At 41.9% G+C, this 20,111-nt stretch carries 13 protein-coding genes; 10 read left to right on the top strand and 3 right to left on the bottom strand.

Annotation, left to right across the window (positions count from 1 at the left end; genetic code table 11):
• Positions 1-153 precede the first annotated feature (153 nt).
• The 3 genes from AB4323_RS18660 to AB4323_RS18650 all read right to left on the bottom strand — a co-directional run bounded on the left by AB4323_RS18660 (position 154) and on the right by AB4323_RS18650 (position 4,342).
• Positions 154-2,181 carry a hypothetical protein gene (locus AB4323_RS18660; protein WP_372153080.1) on the bottom strand — a complete coding sequence of 676 codons (2,028 nt, stop codon included), beginning with the start codon at positions 2,179-2,181 and terminating at the stop codon, positions 154-156.
• A 156-nt stretch (positions 2,182-2,337) separates the two neighbouring features.
• Positions 2,338-3,165: an HNH endonuclease gene (locus tag AB4323_RS18655; protein ID WP_136980187.1), complete on the bottom strand. Its 828-nt coding sequence runs from the start codon at positions 3,163-3,165 to the stop codon at positions 2,338-2,340.
• A gap of 322 nt (positions 3,166-3,487) precedes the next feature.
• Positions 3,488-4,342, bottom strand: coding sequence for a WYL domain-containing protein (locus AB4323_RS18650; RefSeq protein WP_372153078.1), 855 nt, complete (start codon positions 4,340-4,342; stop codon positions 3,488-3,490).
• Positions 4,343-4,560: 218 nt separating this feature from the next.
• On the opposite strand from AB4323_RS18650, the gene AB4323_RS18645 reads away from it, so the two are divergent.
• The 10 genes from AB4323_RS18645 to AB4323_RS18600 all read left to right on the top strand — a co-directional run.
• On the top strand, positions 4,561-8,223 hold the full coding sequence (locus AB4323_RS18645; protein ID WP_372153076.1) for an ATP-binding protein: 3,663 nt from the start codon (positions 4,561-4,563) through the stop codon (positions 8,221-8,223).
• Entirely contained in the window at positions 8,220-8,858 is a 639-nt protein-coding gene (locus AB4323_RS18640) for a hypothetical protein (protein ID WP_102321023.1), read from the top strand. The genes AB4323_RS18645 and AB4323_RS18640 overlap by 4 nt, the downstream gene beginning before the upstream one ends.
• Positions 8,858-10,156 carry a hypothetical protein gene (locus AB4323_RS18635; protein ID WP_102321022.1) on the top strand — a complete coding sequence of 433 codons (1,299 nt, stop codon included), beginning with the start codon at positions 8,858-8,860 and terminating at the stop codon, positions 10,154-10,156. The genes AB4323_RS18640 and AB4323_RS18635 overlap by 1 nt, the downstream gene beginning before the upstream one ends.
• Positions 10,153-11,025 (top strand): hypothetical protein, encoded by an 873-nt coding sequence (locus AB4323_RS18630; protein ID WP_372153075.1) that lies wholly within the window; start codon positions 10,153-10,155, stop codon positions 11,023-11,025. The genes AB4323_RS18635 and AB4323_RS18630 overlap by 4 nt, the downstream gene beginning before the upstream one ends.
• A 298-nt stretch (positions 11,026-11,323) precedes the next feature.
• Positions 11,324-12,970: an N-6 DNA methylase gene (locus tag AB4323_RS18625; RefSeq protein WP_372153073.1), complete on the top strand. Its 1,647-nt coding sequence runs from the start codon at positions 11,324-11,326 to the stop codon at positions 12,968-12,970.
• Positions 12,960-14,216: a restriction endonuclease subunit S gene (locus tag AB4323_RS18620; RefSeq protein ID WP_372153072.1), complete on the top strand. Its 1,257-nt coding sequence runs from the start codon at positions 12,960-12,962 to the stop codon at positions 14,214-14,216. The genes AB4323_RS18625 and AB4323_RS18620 overlap by 11 nt, the downstream gene beginning before the upstream one ends.
• 169 nt (positions 14,217-14,385) lie before the next feature.
• The gene (locus AB4323_RS18615; RefSeq protein WP_102398486.1) at positions 14,386-16,068 is read left to right on the top strand and encodes an SWIM zinc finger domain-containing protein; all 1,683 of its coding nucleotides are present in this window, start codon (positions 14,386-14,388) and stop codon (positions 16,066-16,068) included.
• A gap of 132 nt (positions 16,069-16,200) precedes the next feature.
• On the top strand, positions 16,201-19,497 hold the full coding sequence (locus AB4323_RS18610; protein ID WP_372153070.1) for a type I restriction endonuclease subunit R: 3,297 nt from the start codon (positions 16,201-16,203) through the stop codon (positions 19,495-19,497).
• A 12-nt stretch (positions 19,498-19,509) separates the two neighbouring features.
• On the top strand, positions 19,510-19,905 hold the full coding sequence (locus AB4323_RS18605; RefSeq protein WP_102393898.1) for a (deoxy)nucleoside triphosphate pyrophosphohydrolase: 396 nt from the start codon (positions 19,510-19,512) through the stop codon (positions 19,903-19,905).
• A gap of 25 nt (positions 19,906-19,930) precedes the next feature.
• Positions 19,931-20,111, top strand: a 181-nt coding sequence (locus AB4323_RS18600) for a hypothetical protein (RefSeq protein ID WP_372153068.1), incomplete at its 3' end; no start/stop codon positions are given.

Below are 20,111 nucleotides of genomic sequence, written 5' to 3'. Positions count from 1 at the left end.
GGTTCATGGGGCGTTTACTCTTAACCATTTCTTGGTCCCAAGAGATTCCATAGCTCGTTGTAAAGTCCACCATTCTAGAAGCAGCCGTTAATTTATTGTGTTCGAGAACGATTAACTTAATTTTCAAACCCGAGAGTAGTTACTCGAGAACATTTATACGGTGACTATCAATGATTCATAACTTTGGATGGGGAGTGATACAGCATTTTCATTTTCTAAGCATTTAACGACACCGTCGACATCCACATCATCGAATATTGTTTTATTGGTGCTAGATATATCAATAACAAGGTGCCCGTTGTCATTTTCTGTTTTGCCTTTAAACAACAGTATTCGTTCCAGAGATATGTCGTTCAATCTTTCTTGATTACCAACTAACTCCAGTATATCGCAGTAGCCGTTAAACTTAGGAAATAAGACGATAGATCCGAACACGTATTCGTCAAAGTGGTTACTATGACTGGCTTTTTCAACTCTTCTATTGCTACGAAGACGGTGCCTTAATTCACTGGGAGAGCAGCTTGGACTGTCTTGGCTCTTTTCTTCTGACATCAAATCAATACGAGATTTAAACCCAGCAATTATCATTTCGTCTTCAGTAGACTTAGGCTGACGAACTTCCCAGTTTTTGACATAACTCTTTTTCATTAATTGATTACGATATTGATGAGTTTTATACGATATATTTTTGCAACTATATGAAGAAAATGAATCGGTTAGGAAGTGACCGTATTCAGCAGAAGCGATAAATTGTGAAAATAGCCCCTCAGCTGAGGTGTTGAGTTCAATTTGATGTTCCTCATTTCCTAAATCTATATCGTCTAGAAGCTCATCTTGTAGAACGGGTACGAAAACCTGATTGGTAAGAAAAATGTTTTTTATATCAAAAGATAAGTCCTGCTTAATCCAAGACTGAGAGCGGGGTGATAGCGTAAATTGTTGTTTTGACCAATTTAATACATCATCTTCGTTTGGCATCATTCGTACTATATCTTTGAAAAACAAAAGCCCCGTAGAGTGCCAATGTTCAACTCGAACTATAGTGTTTGTTTCTAACTCGTCCCAAAATAGACTAGGTGTTGAAGATGTACAGATATCTTCAGAAACAGGCAACCCGCAAAAGTGAGATGATGTACGATTTTTCTTCTTGATGGGGATAAAATCTAGTAGAGATAAGTAATTATTATGGTAGTTGGCTTCTGGATGAATGTTTGAAGTTAAGAGAAAAATCTTCATTGAGTAAGAAGGCGTTTGTAGGTTTCGTTTGTATTCTCTAACCTTTTCGAGTGCTTTTAATGGGGTTTGATAAACTTCGCTATTAAACTTTAGACGATCAGAAGAATTCGATAACTGGCAATTCAAGGCGTCATAATGTTTGAGGGCATTGTTGAGCATAAAACTATTGTTAGCCAAGTGCTGACGGTATTTTTCTTTCCATAGCTCTGCAGTAAAACCACATTTATTAATAGCTATGAGTGCGAGTTCTACCTTATGCAGCGATGTTATCACTTGCTCTTCGACTTCCTCATAGAAGGACTTGTTGTGCTCAAATGCAAGCTCTTTGTTTTTATCTTCGTCGAACACTAGCTTGTTGTTGGATATTGAGAGAGAAGGGCAGTCAAAGCAATTAAAGCCAACTATAATCTTTGTTTGTAATTTCTCTGCCGAAGTTTCGTCGGTCTGATAATTATCGAATGCTAATTGAATATTTTTTGTTGTAGAAGAAGATAGCTCGGCTCCATATATGGATAAGTGATTCTTAGGTTTCTGGTGCCAATATTTTAGCTTACTCAAGCTATCGGTTAACGCTTGAATCCCTTCGTTCAACTCTACGTAATGGTGTACGGACTCTTCCCATTTCAAGGTCAGGCTTTGTTTAAATTCGTATTCTGCTAGCTTCGAGTTGAGTTGAAGACTTTGTTCTTCTAAGTGCTCTTGTGTTTTACTGATGTCGATAGACTTTTGCGCCAGCATAATGGCAATGATTGCTCCTGCCGCTGTAATTGGAAGCCCAAGTAGGAGGTTCCACAGTCCAGTTATACTGGATAATTTCTCCTCTATTGTTGCCGTCGAATAGGAGCTACTAATATAAAGAGTAAATAAAACAGCTATCACTGAAACCAAAAAGAACAGTGAAAAACCTCGGAACAGATTGTTGGTTATCTTTCTATTACTAGCCATAGCTCTACTTTTCCAATATCTAAGATATCTATTTATTGTTTGACCTACCTTAGAAAGAAAGCGTAATGATATAAATTGCGGCGCATTTCACTAAATGCTAGTTATGGCTTGAGCATTGGCCGTCAGGAGAGTGATTCAAAAAGTACTAACCACTAATTAGGAGTCTTTCCTAAAGATGTGTTTTCGATGATACTGCAAAAAATGATCATGCTGGGGCAAGCACCAACGAAGCTTCATGGTGGGTGAAATATTCAGTTTTTCGACGTCATTTGATGTTAATTGTGGTGATAACATAATCAGACCATCACGATCAAAAGATATGTAGCCTTTATCAAAAGCAGTATCTAAGTTTGGGGTAAGCAATAATCCATTTGTCATATCTATCGCTTCGGATGCGGAGCAGTCACGCCAAGGTTTGATGTGGGATGCAACAAGAAAATCCGTGTTATCGAATCCTGTCACCGAACAACTTGTCCAATGATGAATGAGCTGATCTCGAAATAGTCCTTGCCCGATCCGTGCTTGAATGGTTGTCTCTCTATCTTTTTCTGACAAAGTATCGAGCTGAGTCTGCATCATTTCTAAATCTGTTATTACGTTGTTTGGAGCGATAGGAGTGACCCATTTTAACTCTTCTAGAGCTTCTGCCACCTGATCTTTTAATACCCACGTGAAGTGACCATTGATACTTGTTTCATCAGCCGCTGTACAAATGGTATATGTCCAAATAGGTACTCCATTTTTTTGCTGTTCAGGTGTGTGCTGGAGGATAAGGCTTAGCTCATGAGCAAAGCTGCCGTACTGCTCATTACCCGTCATGTAATTTTCGTACCCTGCAGCTTTAGCTAATTGAATAGCTGTTATTTTCCTGTCTTCGGCTCGATAGTTTGCCTTCAGCATTTTAATACCGTTCTGTATTTTTTTTGAGGAGCTTGTAGAAAGCTCCTTAAGCGCTTGTGCAATTCTTGTTGAGTTGTGTGTCATGGTCGACCTCTTTGTTTTATTCGTTATCGATATCATGGTCAATGCCCCCCCCCCTAAATTGGATGATTTATCAACATGGCCTGTAGAGTCATTTGAGATACTCATTGGGGTCTATATAGAGGTTAGTATGCTTGTCCTCATTAGCTTAGAAAATGACAGGTTTTATGACATCAGCGAGGGCGACCGGGAGAAGGGTGAGTGAGTTAGTGTGTTCTTATTGAAAGTGATACCAAAAAGTCGGGTTCTAATTGCTAGCACAGACAGGTAATGTTCCATCTAGAACATCACCAATCTTATCGGATTGTCTCGAACGAACCTTGATTTATATAGGTAGACTTTCGTCAAAGTGAGCAGTCAATTGATAGGCTTCTGGTTGTTCTTTTAGCAGCTTTTGGTCTTGTATGACGCTCATACGTCGCAAGTAATAATTGACTAAAGCTCCACGAGTTACTATTTCCATCTTCTTGTTTTTCATAGCGTAGTCGTCAGCAACAACAACTTGTTGTTGCTCAGACAAGTAAGGATTAGGTGTAATCGTTAACTTAACTTGATGGTTCCAGTTGTCATCATGTTCTCGCATTTTTGGTGACTTATCCATTAAGTCAGGTTCGTTCCTAAAGCGACTTAACACGAAATCTCGAAATTCATTTTTCTCTTCACAATATGCTCTTACATGCCACCTGATCCCATCATAGACTAAGCTGTGAGGCGCAATAATTCGACCTCGAACCTCAGGTGTAGAGAGCGATACATAGTCAATATCGACGCGAAGGTTAGCCCTTGCTGCCGCAATTAATCCTCGAACAATGCTTGGTGATATAGCCCTTTCAGGAACGTTCAATACGGTCGATTGAGCTTCCCCCCAATTAAAGAACTCGAAGGTCTCTTCTTGGTTATATTGCTGATGAAGCATAAGTAGATACTCATGAGCAGTGCCTTGAGTAAATAAAGGCTTAAAGTTGTCTGCTGGCCTATAGCCTTTAATTGTTCTATCCAGTATCAATTGACCTTGGTCAGTTAAGCTAATGTACTTGTTGATATCCCTGGAAGCTTGTTGTCTCCCTATGTGAAAAGCATCACATAGGTGATTTGTCGTCAGTCGACCCTCCCAAAGAGCAATTATCTCAATTAGTCGAAATCGTACTTGTTGGTCCCATTTGATATCTGCTTGATTCATGTTCGTGCTCATAAATGTTACATGTTGATGTATACAGTATATACATGTAGCAAAAAAGTACATATATTTATTGTGGATATTGACAAGGGCAGGAAAAGTCAGGAATCTTTACTGTGAGAGAGTCGATGGTATTGAAAGCTGTAACCTGATTTGGTGGCCACAAATTCAAACTGGTTGATTTTCAGTCAAGAAAAACAACATAACTCGAGATAGATACGATGATGTATGCCGGATTGACCAAAGTTATCGCAATAAATTCTTATCAGAAAAACAAGATGTTTTCTGAGTATTCTTTTGACGCTCCCACTCAGATCACTGGCGGTAACGGAGAAGGCAAAACATCACTTTTAAGGCTCATTCCGTTTTTTTATGGGGCGACTGGCACGCAGATCGTCAGGAAATCGAATGTCAATAAGCCCTTTGCCGAATGGTATTTACCACACAACAACAGTTATATTGTTTTCGAGTACATTACTGCTCGTGGTCAAGTTGCTCATGTCATTTGTTATCGAAACCTTAGTACTAAAGGTGGCATTGTTTACCTTTTCGTTAAAGGTCAGTTTGAGCAGTCAGTGATCATTAAACAAGACAGCGAAGATAAGCCTTACGCTATCGGCTGTACAAAGCTGGCCGGGGAGCTGAACGCTAACGGCTTAGAATACGAGTCGCGTATTACTAGCGTCAAAGAGTACCGCGAAATTATCCAAAATATTAATGCAGGGAATTTGAGCAATCAGTTCCTGAGCTACTCTTTGTGCTCTGGTCGTCATGATGTCCGTCACATTGAAAAAATCACAGCGGCGTTGATTCAAGGTGAATTCAATATGGCCGACACAAAGGCGCTTTTCCTGGATATCCTCGAGCAAGGAAATAGCACATTAGAGTTTGGTGTGGATGCAAACAGAATTGAACAATGGTGTGATGACTACAACGGCCTAACAGCGTTCCTAGCCAAAAAAGAAGCGTTCATTGAAGCTATTGCGAACAATAAGCAGATTGCCTATCTAACCACTCAGCTCGCCAATGCCTTAACAATCATTCGTGAAGCCTCTGAAAGCCTTGATGAATCTCTTAAGAAAACCGAAATCGAGCGCTCAGATTTTCTTGAAAACAGTGACAAGCAGATTGGCGAAATTAATCAAGATAAGCTTGATAAAGAGGTTCAAAAGAGCGCTCTTCAACGCTCTATCACAAGTATTAACTCTGAGATCGAAGTACATCACAGCAAGCTTATAACATACGAAAATAGTGGTTATCCAGAACTGTCCGTTAAGCTAAAGCAATTGCCAGAAATGGAAGACAGGGTGGCACAACAAAGACAAAGTTACGCCGATCTTGAAACTAAGGTAAATGATGCGAAAGCAAAGTATGAGAAAGACAAACAAAACCTTGTTAGTAAGTTCAATAAAGAAAAGTCTGACCTAACAGAGCAAAAACTTGATGCCGAGAAAGAGTGCAAGGTTAAAAAAGACAAGATAGACGATGTATATCAGCCACAGTTAAAGGAACTGACCCAAACCCATACGATTTTTACAGCGGATAAATCTCAGGCTCTTATGGAGCATAGGGCTGAACTCGCTACTCAAAAGCAGCGACTAAAGAACCCAGATATTGATGAGTTTCTCATTGAGCAGAGAGAGCAGTTGGAGTCTGAGAAGGACAGATTACAAGAACAAGTAGACACGTTAAAACACACGACAACTTTGAGTGAGAAGGAAGGAGTCAACTTACAAACTAAACGTGAAAAACTACTCGAAAGATTAGAGGCCACTCGTCGAAATATGCGCGATGCCGAAACCAGGCTAAAAGTAGTCAGTAACCGATTAGACCCAGATTCAGGAACCTTGTTCTCGTTCCTGGAGGCTAATCGACAGGGGTGGCAAAGCTCTCCACTTGGTCGTGTTCTCACCGATGAGCTTTTGATGGACACGACACTCACACCATCAATGACTGAAGATTCAGGTTCAATGTACGATTTATATATCGATACGAGCAACCTAGCAGATTGTAGTGTCACCAACAAAGCTGATGTGGAAGAGCAGGCTCACTTGATGGACCGTATCGTTGAGCTTGAAGACGCAGAGGCTGATTTCAATAAGCAAATTTTGAAAAATGATTTTGCTGTTAAGCAGTCAACGCTTGAGTTATCACGATTACGCAATGAACTGCGAAACGCTGAGGGTGACCTATCACAAACTAAGGTTAACCTTAAAAACAAGAAAATAGAGATTGCCCGTGCAAAAGAGGGCTTAGTCGAAAAAATTAATATAAACATCAAATCGATTGAGAAAGCTATAGCCCTGATTGATAGGGAAATCTCAGTAACGCTTGAACGTTTTGAAGAAGCAAAATTAGAGCTAAACAACGACAGGCTTACTCAAATTAGCAATGTTGAATCATCACTTGATCTCACGATCGGAGCTATAGATGAACTACTGGAAAAAAGTACTCTGACGTTGGGCGAGAACAAACAGCGCATCAAAACGGAGTATGAACAGCGGTTGAGTGATCAAGGTATTAGCGGTGAAATCTATCAACGCTACAAAGAAGAAATTGAATTGCTTGATAATGAGATCAAAAACTTAAAAGTGAAGTCTCATAAAATCAAAGAATACGAGATATGGCTTGCTGTTTATGAAGTGGATGATCCTAAGAGACGTGACGATCGAAATACTAAGGTCAAAGAACTTGAAACGGTGCATCAAGAGTTTGAATCTTTTGAAACTAAACTGAAAGAGTTGAGAGCCAAAGCTCATCGAACCAAAAAAGAGTTTGATGAGAAGCTCTCTATCTTGAGAAACCACAAACAGCGAGCTGACAGTGCAATCTCTCGCCTAACTAACTATGTGATGTTTGAGGTCGAAGAAGGCAGCCAAGAAGCGCTCGATTATAACGGCGATTTAAATTCACTCTTGAGCTATGTAGAGAGCAAACTCCCGGAGTTAGAGAGGCTTACTAAGCTACGTAAAAAAGATATACAACAGATGGAAACTATCACTCTCAACCTTGGTGACGGGGAGCTGTATCGTTTCTGGAATGAAAGCAGCCGAAACGCCATTACAGAGGATATTGTTGCTAGTGACTCTAAGCGAATAGATATTCTAGAAATCATCATGAATGACATTATTCCTCAGGTGACCAGCATAACAATTGAAAGCGCGGTCAACATGGGGCGCATGCTCGTTGACTTCAAGCATCGGCTACTCGGCTTCGACCGTGACATTAAGAAACTTGGTCGTAATATCTCTGAACAAGTAAAGCTCAATAACACGTTCTCGGTGGTTGGTTCTATTGACATTAACGTTGAAAGTTCACTTTCCAAACTACAAGGTTGGCAAGATATTATTAACTTCTCTGAGATTTACGAAGAGTGGGATAAAACGGGATCTGCTGAGCTACCAACCAAAGAGTTTTTCAACGCTTTAAGCACACTGACATACCATATTAGTGCCGAGAAAGTTAAAAAGCCTACTGAGCTGTTTGACATCAAATTTGAAGTCATCGAGAACAACCAGCGTAAAACGGCCAAAACAGATAAAGATATGCGTGATTTGGCCAGTAATGGTACGAACTTGCTCATTCAATCCATGTTGTATTTAGCACTTCTGACACAACAACGTGGAGCAAGTCGACTATCAATAACTTACCCAACCGATGAGATTGGTAAGCTGACGGCAGAAAACCAAGCCAAACTGCTCAAAATGATGGGGGCACACAACTTCAATGTTATCGCGGCTCAACCCGATGGCAATAATCGTACGGCCAACTTATTTAAGTATCTGTATCACTTAACGCCTTACAAGAACATTTTCAACAAACCTAAAGTAAGCAAACTTGCGTTAGCTAAAGCCGCTGAAACTAGCACAGGAGTAGAAGCATGAAGCCAGTATCACAAGTCTTAGAATCTCTACTTAGTGGTAGCTTTATCTGCCCAGCAACGGATCGTGAAGCTTACAAGACGCTTAAAGAGGATCGTACACGCCGAGAAATCAATCAAGCGTTGACTCTTATGGGGCGCGAGCTCCAATGTACGAGCAGAACCAGCGCCTATTATGTTACCTATAAAAGTATCGACGACCACAATCGTCGTCAGGTGACCGCGTTGATGAGTAATGTACACGGTATCATTCGACCTGTGGTTAAGTTCGTAGCGACAGTCAGTGAGGCTGCTCAAGTTGAAGCTGTGATGGTTGGTGGTGATGAGTTAAATGTGCCTGTGCTGAGTGCGCAAATCCAATCGTCTCCTAGCTTGATGGAGAAACTCGATAGTATTTATCGACTTCCAAAAGTGAGTCGGAAAAAAGTGCGTGACAGTGCAGCGGATAAACTCAATGTAGTTGTCGAATTTCTGGTTAAAGAAGGGGTGGCTCATTTAGTAAACAAAGAGCGCCAACTCTATGTGATGACGGGAAAATTAGACTTTGTCTACGAGGTGCTCGATTTCATCGATACGCATGAAAAGATCGTTGAGACAGTTAACAAAGCAAACGAGAACCAAGGGGAGTTCGACTTTTGATGAGCCCTCAAAACAATGGGAAACATGGTGGTGTTAACCACATGCTTCGCTTAATCAGCCAAGCAAAGGACACATTAACGCATGTTTTTGAAAATGGCACGATACGTGAGACTCATGAAAACGCCAATGACCTACGTAAATTAAAAGAAGCCCGTGTTGTTATCGTGACAAGCCGCGGCTACCGCGTGCACCCTAAGATGGAAGCATTGATGAACTACTTCCTTGAAACGGAAGCGAGTTCATTTCTTGGGACTCAACATGCTGAGCGCATTCCAGAAATTCAGAGCTTAGCGCAAGAATACCTGGAAGCTAAATTAAATGGCAAAAGAGAACAAGAGGCGGATAGGTTTAATAGCCTTGAAGGTGTGGTTTATGAAATCACAATGGACTTGCAAGAGTCTTGTCGTCGCTTAAGAAACCGTATCAGTTATGATTTTGGCTATGGCCATACGCTCGCTCAAAAACAAAAAGAGAACCAAGTTGCTATAGAGCAAGCTGAAAAGCTTGTTACTGGCATGAAAGCTTTCTCTTTTAAGTTGTTGAGTGAAATGGCTGGAGATAACTCAGAGCTCAACACCTTGTTTTGTGCTGAAATGCACAGTGCGATTCGTAGTTGCCAACAAGAGCTCGGATCTATCCTAATTCAACTCCGAGCTTTGATGCTGAAGTATCGTAACCGCGAACGCGATAAGGACCTGATCAATGCCTTTGATCGGTTTATTGATCAAGAGCCACACTGGACACCAAGTGACGATTTGATTTTGCCTGATGAGGTAGCAAAGCACGATGGTATACCGATGTTTTGGCTTTCAGAGCCGTTACAATTTGCGCATCACCCAAATCCTGATGATATGGACCAAGAGCCGGAATTGGCTGATATTGTTGAAAAAATTACGGCACAGCCTGCAGAACAAGAAGAGCTTCCGGTTGTTGAAGAAGCTGAGCGACGAGAATTGACTCTTGATGTTGAAATACAAGAGCTGATTGAAGCGGACATTGATTCTCATTGCGATACCTTTTTTGCTGAAGCCTTTATTGGTAAGGGAAAAACCAGCATTTCCGCTTTGGAGTATTACGAGCAAATCAATAGTGACTTACCGGAAGATCTTGACCAGCTCACTTGCGCTAAAGACGTGTGGCTATTTAGCGTGCTTAATTTCCATAGTTCAATGCTTCCCGAAGATAGCAAAGGCTTTACCGTTGAGCCTATCGGGTCTTATACCTATTTAGCAAAAGGTAGCAATATAGGTTACGGCAACCTTCACTTAGAAGATGTGTCTATAGCGAGGAAACTGTGAGTAGAATTATTGATGATATAACGGGTAGTGATTTATATCGGTTAAAGCAACTCTTCTCTCCTGCGAAGGTTAATGAAGGTGCCAGTGTAGCGCTGAGTGGCGTGTTTGATACTTTTCATCGCGACTTTAGTGTTGGGAGCGCCAGAGGAGAACATTTGCAGCTGACGCCTAGAGATATACGTCAAATTAGGAAGGTGATTAAAGATCAATCTGGTTTTGATCTTTTAACTGATCCCATCCCTAATTCTCGAACGGATATGGCTCAGTTCTTTCCTAACGAGAAGTTAAGCTCAAGCCCTGTCAAAGACAAGGTCATTAAAGTTTATGGGATTTTGTCCACGAACATAAATGGTAAATCATATGACTTACAAGAGGGCATGAACATTGAGGTAGCTCTAAGTCATTTGACGAGCATTGAGCACAGCCAAGTTGTGATTGTTGAAAACTATGAAGCATTTTCTAAGTTTAGATTAGTACAAACCGACATAGGATCTAATCCTCTTATTGTTTACCGAGGAGATAAGGACACGGGAGTAATATCAAAAGAAATTGCGTTGGCTTTTCCAGGCGTAGAGCTTATAGCTTGGTTTGATACCGATCCTAAAGGTATCTCTTTAGCTTTATCATCGGGAGCGACTTATATGCTGCTACCTAATTTATCAACAGATACTCTCAAAGAACATGGCCGCTCAGAGCTATTTGCGGACCAATACCAAGACTGGGAGCGAGTCTCAAAAATTATCCCCCCTAAGTTAGAGTCCATAATGTCTGAACTGGAAAAAGGGATAACCCAAGAGTCAATCATGGCAAATCAAATAGCCGTAAGGTTACATCAAATTTTGTCACGTAAATGTCGAGCTCCCCTGTAAGTGCGGAGATAGGTATGTTTACCTTGGGGTAATCAATCAAATGTTGTAAAGCTCATGCAGAGTGCCTACAAGGCAGTTAGGTAATACTAATCTAGCCACTGAATTATTTATAAAGATTAAACGAATTTTGTGGCTTTTTTAAAATGCTCGATCATTGGGATATTTCCTTATCTTAAGGTACGTAAAAAGCGCCTAAAATCGGAGCTTTATCAATTCAACTCATTCAATTTCATATATAATCGCCCTCAATAGTCTGCGCTTGAAAGCAGAGTCCTACATTATTCGAGTAATTAACAACATGGCAAAAGCACCCGCTAACAAGAAACCCGCCTCAAAAGCTAAGCCTGCGTCAAAAGCTAAAAAAGCGACCAAAGGCTTTGAAGAGACCCTTTGGGATACCGCTAATCAGTTGCGTGGCAGTGTTGAGTCATCTGAATACAAACACGTGGTGTTAAGCCTTGTGTTCTTAAAGTTCATCAGCGACAAGTTTGAAGCACGCCGTCAGAAGATGATAGACGACGGGCAAGAAGCGTTTGTTGAGATGAAAGAGTTCTACCAACAAGACAACATCTTCTTTTTACCAGAAGATGCGCGTTGGTCATTTGTTAAAGCGCGCGCTAAGCAAGATGATATCGCTATCATCATCGATACCGCTTTATCGACTATCGAAAAAAACAACCCTAGCTTAAAAGACGCTTTGCCAGACAACTACTTCTCGCGCCAAGGTCTGGAAGTGAAAAAGCTGGCGTCACTTATCGACAGCATCGAAAACATCGACACGCTGGCAAACGAATGTGACATGAGCGAAGAAGACTTAGTGGGTCGTGTTTACGAATACTTCTTAGGTAAGTTTGCAGCAACCGAAGGCAAGGGTGGTGGCGAGTTCTACACGCCTAAGTCAGTGGTAACACTGTTAGCTGAAATGCTAGAACCTTTCCAAGGTAAGATCTACGACCCGGCTTGTGGCTCGGGCGGTATGTTTGTTCAGTCTTTAAAATTCATTAAAGAGCACGAAGGGCGCACCAAAGATATTGCTATTTATGGTCAAGAGTTGACCTCGACCACTTATAAACTGGCGAAGATGAACTTAGCCATTCGCGGTTTATCTGGCAACTTAGGTGAACGTGCAGCCGATACCTTTTTTGCTGACCAGCATAAAGACTTAAAAGCTGATTACATCATGGCTAACCCACCGTTTAACCTTAAAGGTTGGCGTAATGAGGCCGAGCTAACCGATGATGCGCGCTTTGCTGGCTATCGTACACCGCCAACAGGTAATGCCAACTATGGTTGGATTTTGCACATGCTCTCGAAGCTAAGTGAAACAGGCACGGCAGGCTTTGTATTGGCGAACGGCTCTATGAGTTCAAATACCTCAGGTGAAGGGGAGATCCGCCAGCAACTTATCGAGAACGATCGCGTTGAATGTATGATCGCTTTGCCGGGGCAGTTGTTCTTTACTACGCAGATCCCAGTGTGCATCTGGTTTATCACAAAAGACAAAACCGAGAACACAACCAAAGGTTTCCGTAACCGCCAAAGAGAGACGCTGTTCATTGATGCTCGTGAAATGGGCACCATGATTAGCCGTACCAACAAAGAGCTCACAAAAGACGACATCGCTCTGATTGCAGACACTTACCACGCCTGGCGCTGTGATGAAGCAGAACTTAAAGCGCGCATTGAGCGTGGTGATGGCAAAGTTGAGAAGTATGAAGATAAAGCAGGCTTTAGCAAATCAGCGACGATTACTGATATCAAGGCTAATGACTTTGTACTGACTCCGGGCCGCTATGTAGGTGCAGCTGATGTGGAAGATGACGGCATTCCGTTTGAAACCAAGATGAGCGAGCTTTCACAAACCCTATACAGCCAAATGAACCAATCTCAAGAGTTGGATAAAGCGATTCGCCAGAATTTGGAGGCGCTGGGTTATGGGGAGTAATTGGCCAAGAGTCAAAGTTTCAGATATATGCGAATTAATTGTTGATTGTGTAAACAAGACTGCCCCTGTTTCACCTGTGCCTACGCTTTACAAAATGATTCGCACACCGAACATCAAAAACGGGCGAGTTTCAACCGACGACTGCCGTTGTGTAGATGCTGACACATTCGCTAAATGGACGAGACGAGCAACTGTCGAGCGCAATGACGTTTTGCTTACACGTGAAGCACCACTAGGTGAGGTGGGTATTGTTAACTCATCAGAGCAATTATTCTTGGGACAAAGGATAATGCAATATCGAGCAGATGAAACAAAGCTTGATCCGCACTTCCTCCTGTACTCATTTTTGTCGCCAGATTTACAGCATCAGTTTTCTATGCACGAAGGGTCTGGGTCAGTGGTCAGCCATATTCGTGTCGGGGATTGCTCGAAATTCGAATTGAACTTACCGTCTTTGGATACGCAAAAACGTATCTCGGAGATATTGCGTAACGTAGACAAAAAAATCACACTCAACAACCAAATCAACCAAACCCTAGAGAAAATGGCACAAACGCTGTTTAAGTCTTGGTTTGTCGACTTCGACCCTGTAAAAGCCAAAATGAATGGTGAACAGCCAAAAGGGATGGATACTGCTACTGCCTCGCTTTTTCCAGAAAAGCTCGTTGAGTCTGAGTTGGGTTTGATTCCAGAAGGTTGGGATGCGGTTCAAGTTGGTGACATCGTACAACGATTAAAACCAAAGAAACGCTATACCAAGAAGCAAGTTGAGCCTTATGGTAAAACGCCTGTTTATGAACAAGGCGCAAGTATTTTGCTAGGTTTTCATAACGATGACGCAGGCTTTGATGCTTCTCCAGAAGACCCTGTTTTCATTTTTGGTGACCACACCTGTATCACACACTTATCTTGTTCAAAGTTCGATATATCCTCGAATGTAATTCCTCTTAAGGGTAGCGTTAGACCAACGATTTGGACTTACTATGCGATCCAAGGAAAGCAAGAGTTTCAAGAGTATCGACGTCATTGGTCTGAGTTTATTATCAAAGATGTTGTGCTACCTCCGGTGGAATTAGCGGAGAAGTATGCTGAATTAGTAACAACTAAATACTTGATGATGGAGTCGCTGAAACGTCAGTCTAAAGAGCTAGAGCAGCTACGAGATACCTTGCTTCCTAAATTGCTTTCCGGCGAAATCGACTTAGAAAGCGTGCAAGTAGAACAAGTTAAAGAACTGGCAGAGTAACCTTTCGTCATTCCAGAAAGTGAGGGACGAACTTATCAGGAATCTCGTTTTTGACGGTGGTGAAAAGCGAGATCTCAGATACCTCGCGCCTCGGTTCTGAGATAACGAAGGTGGGAATTAGATGAATCCGAAATAGAACAAAGCAAAGCGTAGGTGGAACCATAATATAATGAACGCAACTAATACTCGTGAAATCGACATTTCTGAATTGACGACACTGTGTGAAACAAGCACTTTGCAAAAAGGCATCTTGCTTTCACGCAGTGGTGCAGTACGCAAGCTTAACCTTGTTGGCAACACCGCGACCGCACAGGTCAAAGGCAGCCTCAATTATCAAGTGAGCCTCGATTTCACTGGCGATCTGGTTGGCACTTGTACTTGCCCTGCGGCGCAATATCAAATGTTGTGCAAGCACGGCGTGGCGGTTGCCCTTTGCCTACAAGACCAAGAACAAGCTTTAAACCAAAGTAGTGAACGAGATACCATAAAAAATCACCTGCAAAGCCTTGGTGAAGAGGCCATGGTAGAGATGCTACTCGAATACCTAGAAGAAGATGAGTACACATGGAATGCACTGCTGACAAAAATTGAAATACGCGAAAAGCCAGCCGTATATGGCGAGCTGAAAAAGTTGGTTACCCAAGCCTTACCGCGAGAACAGCTCTGGGATTGGCGAGAAAGCCATGATTATTTCAACTCAGCAGAAATTCAATTGAACATGATCATTGAATCAATGCAAAGCCTTAACGCCGATCATCAATGGAAATTAATCAACTACCTTGTTGAACGGTTGAATAAGGTGCTAGAGCAAATTGATGACTCCAATGGCGATCGTTATGGCATTGAAAGCATGATTAACGAACACATGCCAAAGACGCTGGCAAAGCTTAATTGGAGTGAGCAAGAGAAAGCGCAGTGGATGTTTGAGCGTTTGACCCATTACGAATTTGACGTATTTCCTTCGATTGAAGAGAGTTTTGGAGCGATTTGGCAATCTAACACCCACTTTCTAACCTTATGCCGCCAAGCGATAGATCAAGCATCGCAAGATGAGAGTAGCTGGAACTTACGCTCATGGGCAGTTCCGTTAATGAAACACAGCTCCGATTGGCGTGAAGTGGCGGAAATTAAACAAAAAATAGCACGAACGTGTCGAGATTATCTTGAAGTTGTTGATATGTTCATTGATGAGCAAGAGCCGTTAGAAGCTGAGTTTTGGTTAGCTAAGGCGAAAAAAATGGCGAGTGATTATGAACTTCGTGCGTGCGAACAAGCTCAATTCCGTCTTTATGTTGAACTAGGTGAAATCCATTCTGCATGGGTATTAGCTAACCGTTTGTTAGAACAATCACCAAGCTTTCAATATTATCAACAGTTAGCGAAGTTTAAAGCCAATTACCAAATTGATGATGTTGAATTTTTCTCCCGCACTGAACTGCTACTTGCCAATGCCTATCAACAACCAGACCGCTATAATCAAGCTTCTGATCGTACGGATGCCTTGGTTCTGTTCTATATCGATAACCAGCAATTAGACAAAGCGTGCGAATGGGTTGCCGAACATAAAATATCAATACAAGGACTTATTTCGCTTGCCGATCATATTGTGGATGATAAACCTGAAAATACGCTGGATTATTATCTGCGAGCAGTCTCATCTTATATCGAACAGACCAATAATACGGCTTACGATCAAGCTTTAGAGTTACTTCGACGTTTAGAGAATATGCTGAAATCGCATCCTACTCAATTGGCGACATTTTATAGTCAGGTGGCGCAACTCGCTACCACGTACAAGCGTAAGCGTAATATGTTCGCTTTAATTCAGAAATATTATTCAAAATATATCTGATTCTGCGGAGGTGACAAGATCTGCGGTGTTGAGAAAATGGAACAAAGCCCGAAACCGAGTTACTACAAAACAAATTTAAATAACTCAATTTAGAAAACAACAAACAACGTCAAACAGCAGTAGGAAAAGGCGATGAGCTTAAAATTTACTGAAGCCAAACTCGAACAGGCCATTATTGAGCTATTGGGTGAGCAAGGCTACCCACACGTAGTGGGTGAACAAATAGCGCGTGAAGACAAAGAACAAGTACTCATCTTAGATGACTTACGCCGCTACCTTGCCAAGCAGTACCGAGGCGATGCTATAACCGAGAGCGAAATTGACACCATTGTTCGTATGATCTCAACGTTGCCTGCCAGTGATTTATACCATAGCAATAAAACCTTCTGCCAATGGCTAACCAATGGCTTTCTGTTTAAGCGTGAAGATCGCTCAAAGAAAGACCTCTATATTGAGTTAATCGACACAAGACATTTGGCACAAGCCTTACGCTTGATGTTTGTCCCGTTGCTAGAGAATAAATCTAAATCAGATAATACTGATAGAGAAGTTGCAGAGGGTAATGTTAGTTACTTAGAAACATATCGCCTAGACCCGACTGATACCAATATCTATAAAATCGTTAACCAGCTAGAGATTGAAGGTGTCGATGAACAAGTTCGAATCCCTGATGGCATCCTTTATGTGAACGGCTTACCGCTGGTGGTGTTTGAATTCAAAAGTGCCGTGCGAGAGAAAGACGCGACCATCTTTGATGCATGGAAGCAAATTTGCGTTCGTTATCGCCGTGATATTCCCAAGCTGTTCGTCTACAACGCGATGTGTATTATCAGCGATGGCGTGAACAACAAAATGGGTAACCTGTTTGCGCCGTATGAGTTTTTTTACGCGTGGCGCAAAGTAACGGGCAACGAGTCTACCGAAAAAGAGGGTATTAATTCCCTCTACACCATGATTGCCGGGTTGTTTAACCAAACTCGATTACTTGATGTAGTGAAGAACTTTGTCTTCTTCCCTGATACCTCTAAGAAAGAGATAAAAGTCTGTTGTCGTTACCCGCAGTACTACGCAGCGCGTAAGCTTTACTACAACATAGACAAAGAACGTAAGCCATACGGTAGTGGTAAAGGCGGTACTTACTTTGGTGCAACAGGGTGTGGTAAGAGCTTTACCATGCAGTTTCTATCTCGCCTATTGATGAAAAGCATCGATTTTGAAAGCCCGACCATTGTACTTATTACCGACCGTAACGATCTCGATGATCAGCTTTCTAAACAGTTCTGTAATGCCTCTGATTACATTGGTGATGAGATGGTTGTGCCAGTTAAAAGCCGTCAAGATTTAAGAGACAAGCTGCAAGGCATCAAGAGTGGTGGTGTGTTCCTGACTACCATTCATAAGTTCACCGAAGACATCGAATTGCTTTCAGAGCGTACAAACATCATCTGTATTTCTGATGAAGCGCACCGTTCACAGGTCAACCTCGATAAGAAAGTGGTGATCAAATATCAAGATGGTGTAGCCGTCGATGTGAAAGAGACATACGGCTTTGCTAAGTATCTGCACGATTCTCTTCCAAGCGCGACTTACGTTGGTTTCACCGGAACGCCGATCGATGCCACCCTTGATGTATTCGGTGATGCAGTAGACAGCTACACCATGACAGAATCTGTTAATGATGAAATTACGGTTCGTATTGTTTATGAAGGCCGAGCAGCCAAAGTCATTCTTGATAACAGTAAGCTTGAAGAGGTAGAGAAATACTACCAAGCGTGCGCAGAAGCGGGCACTAATGAACATCAGATAGAAGAGAGCAAGAAAGCTTCTGCCAATATGAACGCGATTCTTGGTGACCCTGATCGTATTGAAGCTTTGGCGAAAGACTTTGTTGAACATTATGAAGGGCGAGTTAAAGAAGGTTCTACGATAAAGGGCAAGGCGATGTTTGTCTGTGCGAGTCGTGAAATCGCATTTGATTTCTATAAGCAAGTCAAAATCTTAAAGCCAGAATGGTTCGAGGAAAAGCTATCGATTGATGGCGTCGAGCTGACTGAAAAAGAGAAAGAAGAGTTAAAGCCGCTTGCGATGGTGCAAATGGTGATGACGCGCGGTAAAGACGATGACCCTGATCAGTACAGCCTACTAGGGACGAAGGAATATAGAAAATCACTCGACCAGCAGTTTAAGAGTCCTAAGTCGAATTTCAAAATAGCCATTGTAGTCGACATGTGGCTAACAGGTTTTGACGTTCCTGAATTGGATACTATCTACATCGATAAGCCGTTGCAGAAACACAACCTGATTCAAACTATCTCACGTGTTAACCGAAAGTTTGAAGGCAAGGCGAAAGGGCTGGTTGTCGATTACATTGGTATCAAGTCGCGAATGAATCAAGCCTTAGCGATGTATTCAAAGGCTGATGAGACTAACTTTGAAGATATTCGTTTTTCCGTTATTGAGGTGAAGAACCACCTCGATTTATTAAGACAGATGTTCCACAAGTTCGATACGTCCGGTTATTACACAGGAGAGCCGTGTAAGCAGCTAGAGTGTCTTAATCAGTCGGCAGAATACATTCTTCAAACCAAGAAAGGCGAAACCCGATTCATGGCTTTAGTCGGCCGTATGAAGGCGGCTTATGATGTTTGTTGTGGTAGTGAATTGTTATCTCAGCAAGAGCGCGACCAAATCCACTTCTATATTGCTGTTCGTTCTATCATCTTTAAATTAACCAAAGGTGATGCACCAGACACGGCACAAATGAATAAGCGTGTTCGTGAGTTAGTGGCAGAAGCCCTCCGTGCCGATGGAGTAGAAGAGATCTTTACCATTGGTGATGAACACGCAGAAGCCATTGATATATTTGATGAAGACTACTTGGCTCGTATCAACAAGATTAAGTTGCCTAACACCAAGATTCAGTTGCTTCAAAAGCTACTAGAGAAGGCGATAAGTGACTTTAAAAAGGTCAACCAGCTACAAGGGATGAACTTCTCTAAGCGCTTCCAATCGCTGGTGGAGCAGTACAACGAACGTCGTGAAAATGATGTGTTGAATGGTGAGGAGTTCGATACCTTCTCTCAAGAAATGACCGATATTATCTTTGATATCGTGAAAGAAATGGGCTCGTTTGAAGACCTAGGCATCGATCTAGAAGAGAAAGCGTTCCTCGATATCTTGAACCACATGCGTAAGAAATACGATTTCACTTACGACGATGACAAGATGCTCGAACTGGCGAAGGAGATGAAAACCACAGTAGACAATGTCGCCCAATATCCAGACTGGGCAGGGCGCGATGATATCAAAGCCAAGTTGAAAGTGGATTTAATCTTACTGCTACACAAATATGGCTTCCCACCAGTAGCCAATGATGATGTTTACAAAGGCGTGCTAGAGCAGGCTGAGAATTATAAGAAGAATAGTTAGGGGCAAGTGAATATGGTTAAAAAAATAGAAGTAGTAGCGGCCATTATTCAACATGAAGATAAAACTTTGTGTGTTCAGCGCGGTCCTTCAAAGTTAGCTTATATCCATGAGAAGTTTGAATTTCCCGGCGGGAAAGTGGAAGTAGGTGAGCAGAGAGAAGAAGCCATTAAAAGAGAGTTGAATGAAGAGCTGCATCTGAATATCGAACATGTAGATTATTTCATGACGGTTGAGCATGCTTACCCTGACTTTCATATCACGATGCACGCTTATTTATGTCCTGTCGAAAACCGAAAGATAGTACTTACTGAGCATATTCAAGCATTGTGGTTAAATCTCGATGAACTAACTTCTTTAGATTGGGCTGCAGCTGATGTTCCCATCGTTGCAAAGTTGCAAGCAAACTGAAGAGGACCGTGAATGACTTATTGCTATGCAAATAGGATTGATGTCTTTCTTCAAGAACAAGAAGAAAACTGGTTGGCCAACATGTGTTCTGAGTTTAGTGAGAACTTCCCTGGCTTGGAGCTCGGTGAACTTCAGAAACGAGCTTGGGTTGATTGTTTTCATCATCTTCAAAAAGAACTCTCCAAGCGTTAATGCCGTTCACTTAA

It is taken from the genome of Vibrio sp. 10N.261.52.C11 (assembly GCF_041471405.1).
Classification (GTDB): domain Bacteria; phylum Pseudomonadota; class Gammaproteobacteria; order Enterobacterales; family Vibrionaceae; genus Vibrio; species Vibrio crassostreae_C.
This window is presented reverse-complemented; position numbering and strand designations above follow the sequence as displayed.

Bases quoted from the DNA above. Each gene is read 5' to 3' on its own strand.
- AB4323_RS18660 (WP_372153080.1), bottom strand. From the start codon at position 2,181: ATGGCTAGTAATAGAAAGATAACCAACAATCTGTTCCGAGGTTTTTCA.
- AB4323_RS18655 (WP_136980187.1), bottom strand. From the start codon at position 3,165: ATGACACACAACTCAACAAGAATTGCACAAGCGCTTAAGGAGCTTTCT.
- AB4323_RS18650 (WP_372153078.1), bottom strand. From the start codon at position 4,342: ATGAATCAAGCAGATATCAAATGGGACCAACAAGTACGATTTCGACTA.
- AB4323_RS18645 (WP_372153076.1), top strand. From the start codon at position 4,561: ATGATGTATGCCGGATTGACCAAAGTTATCGCAATAAATTCTTATCAG.
- AB4323_RS18640 (WP_102321023.1), top strand. From the start codon at position 8,220: ATGAAGCCAGTATCACAAGTCTTAGAATCTCTACTTAGTGGTAGCTTT.
- AB4323_RS18635 (WP_102321022.1), top strand. From the start codon at position 8,858: ATGAGCCCTCAAAACAATGGGAAACATGGTGGTGTTAACCACATGCTT.
- AB4323_RS18625 (WP_372153073.1), top strand. From the start codon at position 11,324: ATGGCAAAAGCACCCGCTAACAAGAAACCCGCCTCAAAAGCTAAGCCT.
- AB4323_RS18620 (WP_372153072.1), top strand. From the start codon at position 12,960: ATGGGGAGTAATTGGCCAAGAGTCAAAGTTTCAGATATATGCGAATTA.
- AB4323_RS18615 (WP_102398486.1), top strand. From the start codon at position 14,386: ATGAACGCAACTAATACTCGTGAAATCGACATTTCTGAATTGACGACA.
- AB4323_RS18610 (WP_372153070.1), top strand. From the start codon at position 16,201: ATGAGCTTAAAATTTACTGAAGCCAAACTCGAACAGGCCATTATTGAG.
- AB4323_RS18605 (WP_102393898.1), top strand. From the start codon at position 19,510: ATGGTTAAAAAAATAGAAGTAGTAGCGGCCATTATTCAACATGAAGAT.